15 protein-coding genes are annotated in these 15,558 nt (G+C 75.7%); 14 read left to right on the top strand and 1 reads right to left on the bottom strand.

Going from position 1 to position 15,558, the window contains the following annotated elements:
• The first annotated feature begins 34 nt into the window (after window positions 1-34).
• Genes AB0O19_RS22650 through AB0O19_RS22635 form a run of 4 tightly spaced genes read left to right on the top strand, consistent with a single transcriptional unit; the run spans window position 35 to window position 2,701 of the window.
• Window positions 35-1,582 carry a phage tail sheath family protein gene (locus AB0O19_RS22650; protein WP_363621785.1) on the top strand — a complete coding sequence of 516 codons (1,548 nt, stop codon included), beginning with the start codon at window positions 35-37 and terminating at the stop codon, window positions 1,580-1,582.
• A 38-nt stretch (window positions 1,583-1,620) separates the two neighbouring features.
• Window positions 1,621-2,061, top strand: coding sequence for a phage tail protein (locus AB0O19_RS22645; RefSeq protein WP_063346012.1), 441 nt, complete (start codon window positions 1,621-1,623; stop codon window positions 2,059-2,061).
• Window positions 2,058-2,546: a hypothetical protein gene (locus tag AB0O19_RS22640; protein WP_363621783.1), complete on the top strand. Its 489-nt coding sequence runs from the start codon at window positions 2,058-2,060 to the stop codon at window positions 2,544-2,546. Before AB0O19_RS22645 ends, AB0O19_RS22640 begins: the two co-directional genes overlap by 4 nt.
• Window positions 2,543-2,701: a DUF6760 family protein gene (locus AB0O19_RS22635; RefSeq protein ID WP_347878560.1), complete on the top strand. Its 159-nt coding sequence runs from the start codon at window positions 2,543-2,545 to the stop codon at window positions 2,699-2,701. The genes AB0O19_RS22640 and AB0O19_RS22635 overlap by 4 nt, the downstream gene beginning before the upstream one ends.
• Before the next feature lie 597 nt (window positions 2,702-3,298).
• Here the strand turns inward: AB0O19_RS22635 and AB0O19_RS22630 are convergent.
• A complete protein-coding gene (locus tag AB0O19_RS22630) occupies window positions 3,299-3,832 on the bottom strand; it encodes a hypothetical protein (protein WP_363621781.1) in 534 nt (177 codons plus the stop codon).
• A gap of 2,398 nt (window positions 3,833-6,230) precedes the next feature.
• Between AB0O19_RS22630 and AB0O19_RS22625 the strand changes: the two genes are divergently transcribed.
• The 10 genes from AB0O19_RS22625 (at window position 6,231) to AB0O19_RS22580 (ending at window position 15,294) form a co-directional block, all read left to right on the top strand.
• On the top strand, window positions 6,231-6,506 hold the full coding sequence (locus AB0O19_RS22625) for a hypothetical protein (RefSeq protein WP_363585556.1): 276 nt from the start codon (window positions 6,231-6,233) through the stop codon (window positions 6,504-6,506).
• A gap of 74 nt (window positions 6,507-6,580) precedes the next feature.
• Window positions 6,581-7,009 (top strand): phage tail protein, encoded by a 429-nt coding sequence (locus AB0O19_RS22620; protein ID WP_363373130.1) that lies wholly within the window; start codon window positions 6,581-6,583, stop codon window positions 7,007-7,009.
• 58 nt (window positions 7,010-7,067) lie between these two features.
• Window positions 7,068-7,787 carry a peptidase M23 gene (locus AB0O19_RS22615; RefSeq protein ID WP_363585555.1) on the top strand — a complete coding sequence of 240 codons (720 nt, stop codon included), beginning with the start codon at window positions 7,068-7,070 and terminating at the stop codon, window positions 7,785-7,787.
• Window positions 7,784-9,565, top strand: a complete 1,782-nt coding sequence (locus AB0O19_RS22610) for a VgrG-related protein (RefSeq protein ID WP_363621779.1) — start codon at window positions 7,784-7,786, stop codon at window positions 9,563-9,565. Before AB0O19_RS22615 ends, AB0O19_RS22610 begins: the two co-directional genes overlap by 4 nt.
• 60 nt (window positions 9,566-9,625) lie before the next feature.
• Entirely contained in the window at window positions 9,626-9,937 is a 312-nt protein-coding gene (locus tag AB0O19_RS22605; protein WP_350881816.1) for a PAAR domain-containing protein, read from the top strand.
• Entirely contained in the window at window positions 9,934-10,389 is a 456-nt protein-coding gene (locus AB0O19_RS22600; RefSeq protein ID WP_350881814.1) for a GPW/gp25 family protein, read from the top strand. The genes AB0O19_RS22605 and AB0O19_RS22600 overlap by 4 nt, the downstream gene beginning before the upstream one ends.
• Window positions 10,389-12,350, top strand: a complete 1,962-nt coding sequence (locus tag AB0O19_RS22595) for a putative baseplate assembly protein (protein ID WP_363585552.1) — start codon at window positions 10,389-10,391, stop codon at window positions 12,348-12,350. The genes AB0O19_RS22600 and AB0O19_RS22595 overlap by 1 nt, the downstream gene beginning before the upstream one ends.
• A complete protein-coding gene (locus AB0O19_RS22590; RefSeq protein WP_363621777.1) occupies window positions 12,347-12,964 on the top strand; it encodes a phage tail protein in 618 nt (205 codons plus the stop codon). The genes AB0O19_RS22595 and AB0O19_RS22590 overlap by 4 nt, the downstream gene beginning before the upstream one ends.
• A gap of 3 nt (window positions 12,965-12,967) precedes the next feature.
• Window positions 12,968-14,164, top strand: coding sequence for a zinc-ribbon domain-containing protein (locus AB0O19_RS22585; protein ID WP_363621775.1), 1,197 nt, complete (start codon window positions 12,968-12,970; stop codon window positions 14,162-14,164).
• 83 nt (window positions 14,165-14,247) lie between these two features.
• On the top strand, window positions 14,248-15,294 hold the full coding sequence (locus AB0O19_RS22580) for a TIGR03617 family F420-dependent LLM class oxidoreductase (protein ID WP_363621773.1): 1,047 nt from the start codon (window positions 14,248-14,250) through the stop codon (window positions 15,292-15,294).
• The last annotated feature ends 264 nt before the right edge of the window (window positions 15,295-15,558 follow it).

Raw genomic sequence — 15,558 nt, 5'->3', positions numbered from 1 at the left:
GTGGCGAATGATCGGCCACCCCGAAGGAGCGAGCATGCCGTCGTACCTCACCCCGGGCGTGTACGTGGAGGAGGTCCAGTCCGGTGCCCGGCCGATCGAGGGTGTCGGCACGGCCGTCGCCGCCCTCGTCGGCTTCGCCCAGACCGGCCCCTTCCACGAGCCCACCCTGGTGACCAACTGGGACCAGTACGTCCAGCAGTTCGGCGGCTTCTCCGAAGGCACCTACCTGCCCCACGCCGTCTACGGCTTCTTCGCCAACGGCGGCGGCGCCGTCTACGTCGTGCGGATCGGCGAGCCCGCCGGCGAGACGGCCGGCGGCTGGCCGCCGGCCGCCCGATCGGCGCCCGCGCCCACCGCCCACGCCGGCTTCCTGTTCACGGCCCTGCCCGCTGGGGGCGCCGACCTGACCGTCGAGATCGCCGACGTCGAGGGCGACAACGTCCCCGACGACCGGTTCCGGCTGGTGGTCCGCAAGGGCGCCGAGGTCGCCGAGACGTACGACGTCTCGACCCGCAAGAACACCAAGGGCTACGTCGTCACCCAGCTGCGCGAGTCCAAGCTCGTCGCGGTCAGCGAGCAGCCGGGCACCGCGCCGAGCCGTCCGGAGCGCCAGACGCTCGCCCTCGCCGCAGCCCCCGCGCCCGGGCCGGTCGCCCCCGCCGCCACGACCCGGATCAGCCCCGCCGAGTACGTCGGCGACGCCTCGGCCCGCACCGGGTTCTCCGGCCTGGAGGCGATCGACGAGATCACCATGGTCGCGGTGCCCGACCTGATGAGCGCCTACCAGCGCGGGGACATCGACGCCGAGGGCGTGCGGACCGTCCAGCTCGCGGTGATGTCGCACTGCGAGCAGATGGGCGACCGGATCGCCGTCCTGGACGCCCCGCCCGGGCTGAGCGCCCAGCAGGTGCGCAACTGGCGCAACAACGAGGCGGGCTTCGACTCCCGCTACGCGGCCCTGTACTACCCGTGGATCAAGGTGTTCGACCCGGCGACCGGCCGCAACACCATGGTCCCGCCGAGCGGGCACGCCGCCGGGGTGTGGGCGCGCAGCGACGCCGAGCGCGGCGTGCACAAGGCGCCGGCCAACGAGGTCATCCGCGGCGCGGTGGACCTGGAGATCCGCCTCAGCAAGGGCGAGCAGGACCTGCTGAACCCGATCGGCGTCAACTGCGTGCGGGCCTTCCCCGGGCGCGGCATCCGGATCTGGGGCGCCCGGACCCTCTCCTCGGACCCGGCGTGGCGCTACCTCAACGTGCGGCGGCTCTTCAACTACCTGGAGGAGTCCATCCTCCTGGGGACCCAGTGGGTGGTGTTCGAGCCCAACGACGACCGGCTGTGGTCCAGCATCCGCCGCAACATCACGGCGTTCCTGACCGAGGAGTGGCGGCGCGGAGCGCTGTTCGGCGCCACCGCCGCAGAGGCCTTCTACGTCAAGTGCGACCGTGAGAACAACCCGCAGGAGTCCATCGACCTCGGGCAGGTGGTGTGCGAGATCGGGGTCGCTCCGGTGAAGCCCGCCGAGTTCGTGGTGTTCCGGCTGTCCCAGTTCTCCGACAGCACGAGCCTCGTCAACGAGTGACCAGCAGGCCAGCACAGACCGGAAGGTGACAGGAAGTCATGGCTGAAGGCGATCCGCTCTCCACACACATATTCGGCGTCCAACTCGGCGGCTACAACGTCGAGTCCGTCAAGGAGATCAGCAACCTGACCGTCGACCAGGACGTCGTCGAGTACAAGCAGGTGACCCAGCAGGGCAAGCTGATCGTCCGCAAACAGCCCGGCGCGCGGCTGCCGGGCGAGGTGACGATCACCCGCGGGCTCGACAAGAGCGGGGCGTTCACCAAGTGGATCAACGAGACCCTCAACAACGGCGCGATCAACACCGCGCGGCAGAACCTCACCATCGAGGTGAAGGACACCACCGGTGCCACCCTCCGGCGGATCCAGCTGATGAACGCCTGGGCCAGCCGGTGGGAGGGCCCCACCCTCACCGCCGGTGAGTCCAGCGCCGCGACCGAGACGGTGACCATCGTGTTCGAGGAGATCACCGTCGAATGAGACGACGGATCAGCCTCGACGAACTCCTGGAGCAGGCTCCGGCAGCCGCCCCCGCTCCCGCCGCGGCCCCGCAGGCCGCCGCGCCGCAGCGGGGGCGGGGCTCGCAGGGGCACGGACTGCACACGGAGTTCGAGTTCGAGCTCCCGCGCGGGTACCTGGACGACGAGGGCGTCCTGCACCGGCACGGCGCCATGCGCCTGGCCACCGCGCGGGACGAACTCATGCCCCAGATCGACCTGCGGGTCAAGGAGAACCCGGCGTACCTGAGCGTGGTGCTGCTCAGCCACGTGATCACCCGGCTCGGCACCGTCACCGACGTGCACGCCGGCGTCGTCGAGCAGATGTACGCCACCGACGTCGCGTTCCTGCAGGACTTCTACCAGCGGATCAACAGCGAGGGCCACACCCGCGCCGCGGTGACCTGCCCGCACTGCGACGGCTCCTTCGAAGTCGACCTCGCTGGTGGGCGCCTGGGGGAATGGTGACGTACGCGACCACCCGGCTGTACGAGGAGGTCGCGTACATCGCCTACCACTTCCACTGGCAGCGGGAGGACATCCTCGACCTGTCCCACCAGGAACGCCGCGCGTGGGTGCGGGAGATCGCGCGGATCAACACCCGCGTCAACGAAGGCGGGTGAGCGCGGGATGGGGATTCGGGACCGGCTCGGGCGCCGGAAGGCCGGCGGCCCGGGCGAGGCGGGCGTTTCGGGTGCCCCGGGCACCTCGGGTGCTGCCGGCGGCACGGGTGACGCGGCTCCCGCGCCCCGGGCCGACGCGCCCGCCCCGGACGGTGGTTGGCGCGCGGTCGCGCCTCTGACCCCGACCCTCGCGGGAGCGGCGGGCGGGGTCAGCGACGGCCTGCGGTTCCGGTCCCGGCTCGCCTCCTGGCAGAACCCCTCGCTGACCGGCGCACTCGGGCACGCGGCCCTGCCGTCCGCCCCGGCGGGCATCCTGCGGGCGGTGGCACGGCCCCTCGGCCCGGCGGTCTCCGCCGGGGCGGACGGGCCCGTGCTGCCGTACGCCGCACCGGCGGTGGCGCCGTCGGAGGCTGCGGATCCGGTACCGGCTTCGGCTTCGGATTCGGTGGGGCGCGGGCCGGGCGCGACGGGCGGGCTCGGTCAGGTGCGGCAGGTGCAGAGGTCCGGCGCCGTGGTGCGACGGCTGCCCGTACGGGCGGTGGCTGCCGAGGGCGGCGACGCGCAGGCTGCCTCCGCGCCCGCTGCCCCCGCGCCCGCTCACGGGTCCGAGGTGCCGTCTGCCGGGCAGGCCAGGACTGCCAGGCCGGTCCCGTCGCGTCGCGTCGGGAAGCCGCTGACCACCGCACCCCGCCCCCGGTCGCTGCCGGCGCGCGCGGTGGCCGTGATCCCGCCCCGGCCGGTGCAGCGTGCCGCGAGCGCGACGACGGTGGAGCGTGCCGCTGCCGTCGCGCCGGTGGAGCGGCCCGACGGTGTGAAGCCGGTGGAGCGGTCCGAGGGCGCGGCACCGGTGGAACGGCCCGCGAGCGCGACGACGGTGGAGCATTCCGCCGCCGTCGCTCCGCCCGTCGTGGAGCCGGGTGCCACCGCGCGGCCGTCCGAGACCTCCGAACCGGCTCCGGTGCGGCCGACCGATGCCCCGACCCCGCGCACCGGCAACGCCGTGCAGCGCGCCGCGAGGGGAGGCGGCGCGAGGGGAGGCGCCGCACCGGGCCGGCCCGTGCTCGGTGCCCCGCTGACCTCGCTGCCCGCCAGCGCCTCGCCACGGCTCAACGCCGACGGCGCGTCAGGCATCGTCCCTGGTCAAGGCCCCGAGGCCGGGCACGGACCGATGCCGATCGTCTCCCCGCCCGCGCAGCCGGCCGCTCCGGCGGGGAGCAGGCCGGACGGTGCGGAACCGCCGGCACCGGGCAGCCCGGCCCGCTCGGCTCGCCCTGCCCGTCCCGAGCCCGGACGGCGCGGGGACGCCCCTGTGCAGCGCGCCGTCCAGACCGGCGGCGGTCCGACCGCCGTGCAGCGCGCCACACAGCCGCGCACCGAACAGCCGCGCCCCGAATCGTCCAACGCCCGCACGCACGGCGGCCTGGGCGCGCCGCTGACGGCGCTGCCGCCGACGGCGGGCGCGGCACCCGGAGCACGGGCCGCCGGTACGGCCGACGGCCGGCGCGGCCCCGTCCGGCGGACCACGGCCCCGGGCCACGGCGCCCCCGCGACTCCCGACACTCCAGCGACTTCCGACACCCCTGCCACGTCCGCACCGCCGCAGCCGACCGGCCGAAGCGCGGCGGCCCCGAGCCCGGAAGGCGCTCCTCGCGCCACGGGCACGGCCCCCGCCGAGCCGGGCGCCACGGCAGTCCAGCGTGCGGCTGCGCCCGGCGCGCGAAGCGCTGGCACGAGCGGGCAGGGCGGCTCCACCGCGCCCGGCCCCGCCGTCGGGCCGCAGTCGCCCCCCGGGGCGGCACCGCAGGACGCGGGCCGCCGGGCCCGGCGCAGCGGTGGTACCGGTGGTACGGGGGGTACCGGTGGCGCCCGGGACGTGCGGCCCACCGCTTCGCCGGGCGAGCCCGGCCCGCTGGTCGTGGCCCGCTCGCCGATCGGCGGCACCGCCGCACGTCCGCCGGCCGAGCCGGGCCACCGCACGCTGGGCCTGCTCGGCGAGCGCCGCATGGCGTCCACACTCGCCGCACCGGCGACGGCGCCCGCACCGGTGTCCGGCCGAGCGCCGGCGCCGGCGCCCGCCCCACCCGTCGTCAGGGCCGCCTGGCCACAGGAGCCGCCGGCGCGCACCCAAGTGCCGCAGGCCCCGGAACCGGTGGCACCCGCGAGCTGGCGGCACCGGGCCGCCGCCGTCCTGCGCCTGCCCCGACGGGCACAGGCGAGCCGACCCGACGCTGCGCGCCCGGCGTCCCCAGCGGCACCGGCGTCCCCGGCGGACCCGGAAGGCACCGGCCCGGCGGCGCGGGGTGCGCGGGGTGCCGTGGTGGCGCGTGCGGGTGCGCGGGAACCGGCGTCCGGCGGCTCCGCCGACCCTGCCGGCTCGGGCGCGGTAGGGCGTTCTGCTGCCGTGAGGCGTCCGAGCGTGCAGCGTTCGGCGGCCGGTGGCGCCGGCCCGGTGAAGGCGGATGCGCGCTCGTCGGCGTCGGCGGGCTCGGCGGCGCGGGGGCCGCGACCGTCGGAGCGCGGTGGGGCCCCCTCGGGGCGTGCGGGTGTGCGGGGTCCGGCGACTGGTGGCACCGGTCCGGTGGCCGTCGGCCCCGGTACCGGCCCGATGGAGGCGGATACGCGCCGGTCGGAGCACGGCGGTCCTCCTGCGGGGCGGGCCGGTGTGCAGCGTTCGACGACGGCCGGGGGACCTCGCCGGGAGGCGTCGGACGGGCAGCCCGTAGCGCCCGACACCGCCCCGGCCGGGCGGGCGCGACGAGGGGAGACTCCCGTGCCGCCGCCGGCTGTGGAGCGTGGCGGCCGTGGTCCGGCGGTGCAGCGGTCGGTCTCCGGCGGTCCGAGCCCCGTCGAGCCGGGTGTCCGGTCGGCGGAGCCGCGAGGTGCTGCGGTGCCTGTCGTGGTTCCCGCCGGTCGGGTGCGGCACGGGGAGCGTCCAGCACCCCCGGTCGTCGTGGCCGATGCCGGCCCGGCGGCCGTGGGCGCCTCTCGTGTCGGGCGCGCTGCGAGCGTGCAGCGCTCGGTGTCCGCCGGCCCTGTTGTCGCGGGCCCTGCCGTTGCCGCTGCTGCCGCTGGCCCTGCCCTCGCCCCCGGCCCGGTCGAGGCGGCCGTGCGACCGGCGTTCTCCGACGACGCGTCGGCGCCTGCCGCCGTCCCCACCGTCCCCGCCGGTCGCGGGGGGCGTCCTGCGTCCGCGCCCGCTGCCTCCTCCGGCGGCCGTGTTCCCAGCGTGCCGTTGGTACGACTCACCCCGCCGAGAGCCCCGGCGTCCCCGGCGTCCCCGGCGATGGTCCAGCGGCTGCCGGTCGCCGGGCCCGCGGGCCCGGCCGTGCCCGCGTCCGCGACGCCGCCGCTGCCGAGCGGTGGCGCCGGGGCGCCGGGCGTCGCGGGGGGCGGCTTCGGCGGACCGGGGGCAGGCGGGGAGTCGCCGCTGCGCACCGGGTCGTGGTCGTGGACCGCGCCGTCCCGGGACGGCGCGGGCCCGTCGTCAGGGCCGTCCGGGCCGGCGCGGCCTTCGACGGAGACGGCCCGGGTGCTGCAACGGGTGGCGGAGCAGGCGGGGTTGTCCGGGGTGCCGTTGACCGCCGTACCGGCCCGCACCCCGGTGACCGTCCAGACCGCCTCGTCCCCGCCGCCGACCGCGGCCCCGCCCCCGCAGCCGGGCGGCGGATCGTCGACCGGGTCCCCGTCGGGGGCCGACCTCGACGAACTGGCCCGGCGCCTGATCGAGCCCGTCGGACGGCTGCTGCGCGTGGAGTTGCGCAGGGGGAGGGAGCGCGCCGGGCGGCCGTACGACGGCCGTCGCTGAGCGCTCGGGGCGCGGCGGGCAGACGGGCAGTGGCAGGTGGCAGGTGGCAGGTGGGCAGGGCGACGGAGGCAGGAATGACCGACAACATCTTCGCGACGAGCGTGTTCTTCAAGCTCACGATCGGCGGCAACGACCTGGGCGAGTTCACGACGTGCTCGGGGCTGGGTGCCGAGGTCGAGATCCACCAGTACGCCGAGGGCGGCAACAACGGCTTCTCCTGGCAGTTGCCGGGCCGGATCACCTGGTCGAACATCACGCTCACCCGTGCGGTCACCGCGGACACCGTCAAGATCGCCCGCTGGCTGGACGAGACCGTGCGGCGGGTCCAGCCCAAGAACGGTGAGATCGTGGCCCTGCGGCCCGACTTGAGCCCAATCGTCAGCTGGCAGGTGCTCGGCATCGTGCCCGTCCGCTGGCAGGGCCCGTCGTTCGACCCGGCGAACTCGCAGGCGGCGACGGAGTCCCTGGAGATCGCCCACGCCGGGCTGCGCCCGTCATCGTGACGGCGCGGCGCACCCGGCGCAGGCCACCCATCGGACGACGAACGGAAGGAGGTGCGGGATGTCAGAGGTCCCCGCGAGTGTCACCCGGGCCCAACTGGCCATCATGGAGCCGCCGGCGACGGTCGGCGCCCAGCCCGGCGGGGTGATCGCGCGGCTCCCGCTCCAGTTCAACCCGTCGAGCCTGGTGCTGCGGAAGTCCTCGGAGTGGCGCCGCACCCCGTCCCGGATGGCCGCCGAGTCCGCGCTGCCCGAGTTCGTCGGCAGCGGGCCCCGCTCGCTGTCCATGGAGGTGTTCCTCGATGCGACGGCGACCCATGACGACTCGGTGGAGAAGGCGGTGGAGCAGCTGATGACGGCCTGTGTGCCGACTCCGGCGAGCCTGGCGCGCAAGAAGCCGGCGAGCCCGTGGATCCGGCTGGACTGGGGCACGTCGTCGACGACGTCGTTCAACGGGGTGCTGACCGGCCTTCAGGTCACCTACTCGCTCTTCGACGTCGACGGCAAGCCGCTGCGGGCCACCTGCTCGTTCACCATCGACGAGGCCAGTGTCGACACGCCGGGCCAGAACCCGACCTCCGGCTCGATGGAGGCGCGCAGCACCCACCGGGTGATCGCGGGCGACAGCCTGCCGCTGCTCGCCTGGCGCGAGTACGGCGACGCGACGGCGTGGCGCACCATCGCCGAGGCCAACGACATCGACGACCCGATGGTGCTCGTCCCCGGGGTGGAACTGATCGTGCCGGGGATCGACGAGCCCACCCGAGGAGGGCGGTCATGACCACTCCCGAGGCCCGCGGCGGCCGCTCCTTCGCCGCGGATCCGATCGTCGAGGCGCCCGGCCCGCTGCCGCCGGTCTGGGCGGCCCAGCTGGTCTCCTGCGACATCGAGGAGAGCACGGGCCTGCCCGACACGGCCGTGCTGATGTTCCGCGACGCGGACCACACCTTCCTCTCCGCGACCGGGGTCACCATCGGCACCCGGCTGCGGGTCTCCGTGATGACGGTGCAGGGCAACGCGCAGGTGCGGCTGTTCACCGGCGAGGTGACGGCGCTGGAGCTGGACGTGGACACCACCGGCTCGTTCACCGTGGTGCGGGCGTCCGCCATCACCCACCGGCTGATGCGCGGGCGCCGGGTGAAGGCGTTCCGCAACATGTCGACGGCGGACGTCGTCCGTCAGGTCGCCGCGGGAGCCGGGCTCGGCTGCGGCCGGGTCGACGCGTTCCCCGTCGTCCACGAGCAGCTGTCGCAGGCCAACGTCTCGGACTGGGAGTTCCTCCAGTACCTGGCGCAGGAGAGCGGCGCGCAGGTGCGGGCGGACGACGAGGGGCTGCTGGAGTTCGTCAAGCCCGAGCAGGCCTCCTCGGCCCCGGCCCCCTCGACGCCCGCTCCGCAGAACCCGATGGTCCTGGAGTACGGCCGCAACCTGCTGGAGCTGCGCGGTGTCCTGACGGGCGGCGGCGGGGCGGACACCGTCGAGGTGCGCGGCTGGAACGTCGTCACCAAGAAGGCCCTGGTCGCCACGGAGCCGTCGGTGGCCAGCGAGACGGTGCGGCCCGGGATGAGCCCGTCGACGGCGGCCGCCGCCTTCGCCGGGAAAGCGCGGATGACCGTCACCGACACCCCCTACCGCACGCAGGCGGAGACGGCGGCCGCGGCCGGGTCGGTCGCCGCCTCGGTGGCCGCCGGGTTCGGCGAGCTGGAGGCGGTCGTCGAGGGCAACCCGAAGCTGCGGGCGGGCGTTCCGGTCGCCCTGGGCAACGTCGGCGCCGCCTTCTCGGGCCGCTACACGGCCACCGCGGTGCGCCACCTGCTGGAGCCCTACCGCGGCTACCGGACCACCGTCGTGGTCAGCGCGGCGCCGGACCGCTCCCTCGCGGGGCTCGTCGCCGGCGGCGGCGCGGTGCCGCGCGGGCCGCGGATGCCCGGTCTGGCCATCGCCGTGGTCACCGACGTCCGGGAGCCGGGGGGCGCGCAACGCGGCTGGGTGCGGCTGAAGTTCCCGTGGCTGGACGACACCTACGTCTCCGACTGGGTGCGCACCGTCCAGTGGGGCGGGCAGGGCGGCGGTGGCGTGTTCAGCCCCGAGGTGAACGACGAGGTGCTGGTCGGCTTCGAGCAGGGCAGCCTGGACAGCCCGTACGTGCTGGGCGGCCTCTACAACGGCGTCGACAAGCCCTCGCCGCACGAGGTGCCGCTGGTCGACCCGGCCGGCGGGAAGGTCAACCGCCGCTCGCTAGTCTCCCGTTCGGGCCACCGCCTGGAACTGCTGGACGTGCCGGGCGGCCAGTCCGGCGTCCGGCTGGCCAGCGGGGACCGGAAGCTGGAGGTGCGACTGGACGAGCAGCGCGGCGAGATCGTCCTGACCGTCTTCGGCGCGGCCGGTGCGGCGGCGGCGAGTTCGGTGCGGCTGTCCTCCACCGGCATCACCATCGACGCCGGCGCCGGGGCGGTGAACCTGCGCGGGGGATCGGTGAACGTCACCGGCCGTACGGGGGTCACCGTGGACGGCGGAGCGCTGGCGGTGCTCAAGGCGGCCCTCGTGCGCATCAACTGAACCACCGTCAGCACGGCCCGACCGTCCGGCCCCCTCGAACCACCCGATTGGAGAACGCAGATGCCCCCCGCAGCCCGGATGGGTGACACCACCAGCGACGGCGGTGCCATCACCACCCCGCCACCAGGCGCCCTCGCGGCGGCGACCGTACTGATCGGCGGCCGCCCGGCCGCCGTCACCGGCAGCCTGCACGTGTGCGTGCCGCACGTGGAACTCGGGCCCGGCAACGTCGTCATGCCCAGCCCCACGGCGGCGGCCGGGGGCCTGGTCCTGATCGGAGGGCTGCCCGCGGCGCGGGTGGGCGACCAGACGTCCTGCGGCGCGAAGATCGTCACCGGCGCGTTCAACGTGCTGATCGGGGGCGTCGCGTGAGCGGCTTCATCGGGCGGGGCTGGGCCTTCCCGCTGCGGGTGAACGCCACCGGCGGCATCGGCATGGTGGACCGGGACCGGGAGATCGAGGAGGCCATCCGGCTGATCCTCGGCACCGCCCCCGGGGAGCGGCCGATGCGCCCGGAGTTCGGCTGCGGCATCCACGAGTACGTGTTCGCGCCGAGCGACGGCGGTACGGCGGGCCGGATCGCGCGCGAGGTGCGCACCGCGCTGGAACGCTGGGAGCCGCGGATCGAGGTGGACGACGTCGTGATCGCCTTCGACACCGTCGACGACGGCACGCTCTACATCGACGTCCACTACACCGTGCGGTCCACCAACGACCGCCGCAACCTGGTCTTCCCCTTCTACACCATCCCGAGCTCGCCGGACGCCCCGGATGTCCAGGACGTCCCGGGTGCCCTGGGCGCCGTGACCGGGGGAGTGAGCTGATGGCGCTGCCCTCCCCGAACCTGGACGACCGCCGGTTCCAGCAACTCGTCGACGAGGCCAAGCGGTTCGTCCAGCAGCGGGCCCCGGAGTGGACCGACCACAACGTGTCCGACCCCGGGGTCACCCTGATCGAGACCTTCGCGTACATGGTGGACCAGCTGCTCTACCGGCTGAACCGGGTGCCGGAGAAGAACTACTCCGCCTTCCTCGACCTGCTGGGCGTCCGGCTCTTCCCGCCGGCCGCGGCGACCGCGGAGGTCGACTTCTGGCTGTCGGCCCCGCAGCCCGAGACGGTGCTGCTGCGGGCGGGCACCGAGGTGTCCACGCTGCGGACCGAGACCGAGGAGGCGGTGGTGTTCTCCACCGCCGAGGACCTGCCCGTCGTCCCCAGCTCCCTCGACCGGCTGGTCACCGTCTCCGCCGCGGGGGAGCAGACCGACGCCACGGCGCGGCTGGCCGACGGCGTGGACGTGCCGTGCTTCCAGCCGCGTCCCCAGGTCGGGGACGCCATGCTGTTCGCGCTGCCGGCCGTCGTGCCGCGCTGCATCCTCGTCGTCCGGCTGGACAGCCGGGTCGAGGGCGTCGGCGTCGACCCGCGCCAGCCCCCGCTGGCGTGGGAGGTGTGGGACGGCGCGCGGTGGATCGCCTGCGAGACCGGCTCCGACACCACCGGCGGCCTCAACCGGCCCGGCGAGGTGGTGGTGTTCGTGCCCGCCGGGCAGGTCGCCTCGGTGGTCGCCGGGCGCCGGGCGGGCTGGCTGCGCTGCCGGGTGTCCGCGCCGGAGCCGGGCCAGCCGTTCTACGCGGAGTCCCCGACGATCCGCCGGGCGGAGGTGTTCACGGTCGGCGGCACCGCGACCGTCGTGCACGCCCAGACCGTGACCGACGCGCCGCTCGGCACCTCGGAGGGCGTCGCGGGCCAGCGCTTCCGGCTCGCCAGGCCGCCCGTCCTGCTCGACGGCGGGCCCCCGGTGGTCGAGGTCGCGGCCGGCGACGGCTGGGAGCGGTGGACGGCCGTCGAGCACTTCGGTGACTCGGCGCCGACCGACCGGCACGTGGTGATCGACGCGACCACGGGCGAGTTCGCGTTCCCGCCCGCCGTCCGGGAACCCGACGGCGGCCTGCACGCCTTCGGCGCGGTGCCGCCCAAGGGCGCGCACCTGCGGGTACCGCGCTACCGCACGGGCGGCGGCACCGCCGGGAACGTCGCCCGGGCGACGATCACGGTGCTGCGCAGCTCCGTCCCGTACGTGGCCAGGGTCGACAACCGGGAAGCGGCCAGGGGCGGGGTCGACGGCGAGACGGTGGAGAACGCCAAGGTGCGCGCCCCCCACCTGCTGCGGCTCCAGGAACGGGCCGTCACGGCCGGGGACTTCGAGCTGATCGCCCGGCAGGCCGCCCCCTCGGCGGCCCGGGTGCGCTGCGCGCCGGCCGTCGCCGGGGAGGCGGGCGCGGTGCGGGTGCTGGTGGTCCCCGACGCGGTCGCGGACGAGGGCGACCGCCTGCGGTTCGAGCAGCTGATCCCCGGCGAGCAGGTGCTGTCGGCCATCGCGACGGCCCTGGACGAGCGGCGGCTCGTCGGCACCCGGCTCGTCGTCCAACCGCCCGACTACCAGGGGGTGACGGTGGTCGCCCGGCTCGCGACCCGCTCCCCGGACGGCGACCGGGTCCGGGAGGCGGCGCTCGCGGCCCTGTTCCGGCACCTCAACCCGCTGCGCGGCGGCGCCGACGGAAGGGGCTGGCCGTTCGGCCGGGCCGTGCAGTACGGGGAGGTGTTCGCGGTGCTCCAGCAGGTGGCCGGGGTCACGGCGGTCGAGGAACTGCGGCTCTTCCCGGCGGATCCGATCACCGGGCGCCGGGGTGCGCCCGCCGAACGGGTCGACGTCGCCCCGGACGCGCTGGTCTTCTCGCACCAGCACCAGGTCGTGGTCGCCGCGCTCCCGGCGGACGGTCCGCGATGAGCAGAGCGGCCGTCCCCGGGCTGCCCAGCCCGCATCCGATCGGCGAACTCCTGCCCGCGCTCTACGCCGAGGACGACTTCGCCCAGCGGTTCACCGCGGGCCTGGACACCGTCCTCGCCCCGGTCTTCGCCACCCTGGACAACCTGCCCGCCTACTTCCAACCGCGCCTGGCCCCGGCCGACTTCGTCGAGTGGCTGGCGGACTGGGTCGCCGTCGAGACCGACCCGGCCTGGCCGGAGGAGGTCCGCCGGGCCGTGGTCGGCCGCGCGGTCGAACTGCACCGGTGGCGGGGCACCCGGCGCGGGCTCCGGGAACGGCTGCGGCTGATCCTCGGCGTCGGCGCGCAGATCGTGGACGGCGGCGGCGTGGCCTGGTCCACCACCGCGGGCGCGGAGTTGCCGCCCGCGCCCTCCGGGGAACTGCTGGTACGGGTCTGGCCCGAGCGCACCCCGGCGGTGGACGAGGAGCAGGTGCTGGCGGTCGTCCGGGCGTCCTGCCCGGTCCACCTCACCTGCCGGGTGGAGGTCCTGCCCGGACCGCCTGGTCCATCCGGTCCACCTGGTCCATCCGGTCCACCTGATCCATCCGGTCCACTCGGTGCGGAAGAGAGCTGAGCAATGCGTACGTGTCCCGAGTGCGGAGTGGCCAACGAGGACGGGGACGACTTCTGCGGCAACTGCGGTGCCTACCTCGGCTGGTCGGGGACGGCTGCCGCCACCTCGGCGGCTCCCGCCTCCGCGGCACCCAGCCCTGCCGCCGCCCCGCCCGCTGCCGCCGTCCCGCCCGCTGGCGCCAATCCGACCGCTGCGTCGCCCGCTGCTCCGCCCGCCGGGGCGGCCCGCGAGGAACCGCCCGTGCGGCCGTCCGCGGCGCCCGCCGAGCCGGCGAGGCCGTCCGCCGCCGCGCCCGCTGCTGCGCCCGCGCCCAAGCCCGCGCCCGCGCCCGCGCCCAAGCCCGCACCCGCCGCCGAGGTGCCGCCGGTCCGCCCCGGCGCGGTGCCGCCGCAGCCCACGGCCGCCCGGCAGCCGGCGGCGGCGGACCCGGTGGCGGTGCAGCCCGCCAAGCCCGTCGCGCCCCGCCCGACCGTCCGCCCGGCCGCGGCCGACGAGGCCCAGGTCGGCCCACCCTGCCCCCGGTGCGGCACGCCCAACCGGCCCGACCGGAAGTTCTGCCGGCGGTGCGCGGAGCCGCTGACCCCCACCGAACTCGTGGCGGCCCTGCCGTGGTGGCGCACCCGCTGGCCGTTCCGGCGCCGCGTGCGCATCGGCGGCTCCGGCAGCACCCTGCGCCGGATGATCGCGTTGCTCGTGCTGGCGGCGCTGGTGGTCGCGGGCGTGCTGTTCTACCCGGCGGGGCGGAACATCTACGAGGACGTGCTGGACAAGCTCCGCGACGCCTCGGCGATCTCCCCCACCGGGGCGGCGGCGAGCGCGGAGGTCGAGGGCCATCCCGCGAAACTGACCGTCGACGGGCTGAGCAACACCTACTGGGGGGCGCCGAACGTCGGGGACTCGATCAGCTTCCCCTTCGCCCGACCGTTCCGGCTGGTGGACGTGATCATCCACACCGGCTCCTCCACCGAGCCGCAGCAGTTCCAGCAGCAGGCACGGCCCACCGCCCTGGACCTCCGGATGACGACCTCGGACGGCAAGGTGCACGAGCAGAAGGTGACGCTGAACGACAAGCCGGGCCCGCAGACGGTGCTGACCGGCGTCAGCGACGTCGTGAAGGTGACGCTGGTCGTCCGCGCCGCCGCCGGGACGGGGCCCGGAATCCCCATCGCGCTGGCCGAGGTGGAGTTCTTCAAGCGCTGAGGGGCAGGCTGCGGGGGTGGGCCCGGGCGCCGGCGTGGGAGGCTACCCGGGTACCGCCGCAGCCCGCGCCCAGGAGCACCGCCATGCACCGACCCCCCGCCTTCCGTCTCGACGCCACCGCCTCCGGGCACCCGGCGGGGATCCTCGACGCCGCCGAGCGGGCCGAAAGCCGGGGCATGGACCGCCTGGTGGTCGCCGAGACCGCGTACGACCCGTTCCTCCAGCTGGCCCGCGCCGCCGACCGGACCGAGCGGATCGAGCTGGCCACCGGCATCGCGGTGGCCTTCGCCCGCACCCCGATGACGCTGGCCTACCAGGCCTGGGGGCTGCACGCGGCCTCCGGCGGACGGGCCGTCATCGGGCTGGGCTCGCAGGTCAAGCCGCACATCGAGAAGCGCTTCGGGATGCCCTGGGACCGGCCGGCCGCGCGGATGCGCGAGTACGTGCACGCGGTGCGGGCGATCTGGCACAGCTGGCAGACCGGCGAACGGCTGCGCTTCCGGGGCGATTTCTACACCCACACGATGATGACGCCGGTCTTCTCGCCCGACCCCGTCCCCGCCGGGGTGCCGAGGATCCTGCTGGCCGGCGTGGGGCCGCTGATGACCCGTACGGCCGGGGCGGTGGCCGACGGGTTCCTCAGCCACCCGTTCTCGTCGCCCGCCTACCTGGCCGAGCAGGTGCTGCCCGGTCTGACCGGGGCCCGGGCGCAGGCCGAGGCCGAGGGCGCCCCGTGGACGGCGCGGCCGTTCGAGGTCGCCGGCAGCGTGCTGACCGCCACCGGCCGGACGGAGGAGGAACTGGCGGCCAACCGGGCGGGGGTGCGGGAGCGGCTGGCGTTCTACGCCTCCACCCCGGCCTACCGCCCGGTGCTGGCCCAGCACGGGTGGGAGGGGCTCCAGGAGGAACTGCACACCCACTCGGTGCGCGGTCGCTGGGCGGAGATGGCCGCGCTGATCGACGACGAGGTGTTCGACGCGTTCGCGGTGTCCGGTCCGGTCGAGGACGTCGCCCGCGAGCTGACCCGGCGGTACGCGGGCCTGGTCGACCGGCTGTCCGTCAGCCTGCCGGAGGAGGCGGACCCGGAGCTGGGCCTCGACGTCCTGGCGGCCGTCCGCGCCCTCGGCTGAGCTCCGTCGGACCCTCATCGACCCTCGTCGACCCTCGCCGGACCTCCGCCCGGTCCCGCCGGACCCCTCGCCGTACCCGCGCCAGCCCCCGTAGTCCGACCGGAAACAGCCGCCGACCGAACGCGGTGGGCGGCGGATCGGGCAGGAGACGGCCAAGACCGGGCACATTCGGGCAACGGGTTCCCGGTGGCGACGGCGGGCGGCAGGATCGCGCTGGCAGACCGTGACGGGCCGCCGTTTCCACCCACCCCACGGTCTGTCATG

Source organism: Kitasatospora sp. NPDC091276, from assembly GCF_040684355.1.
Classification (GTDB): Bacteria; Actinomycetota; Actinomycetes; order Streptomycetales; family Streptomycetaceae; genus Kitasatospora.
The sequence above is the reverse complement of the archived record's forward strand: the minus strand, read 5'-3'. Positions and strand labels throughout refer to the sequence as shown.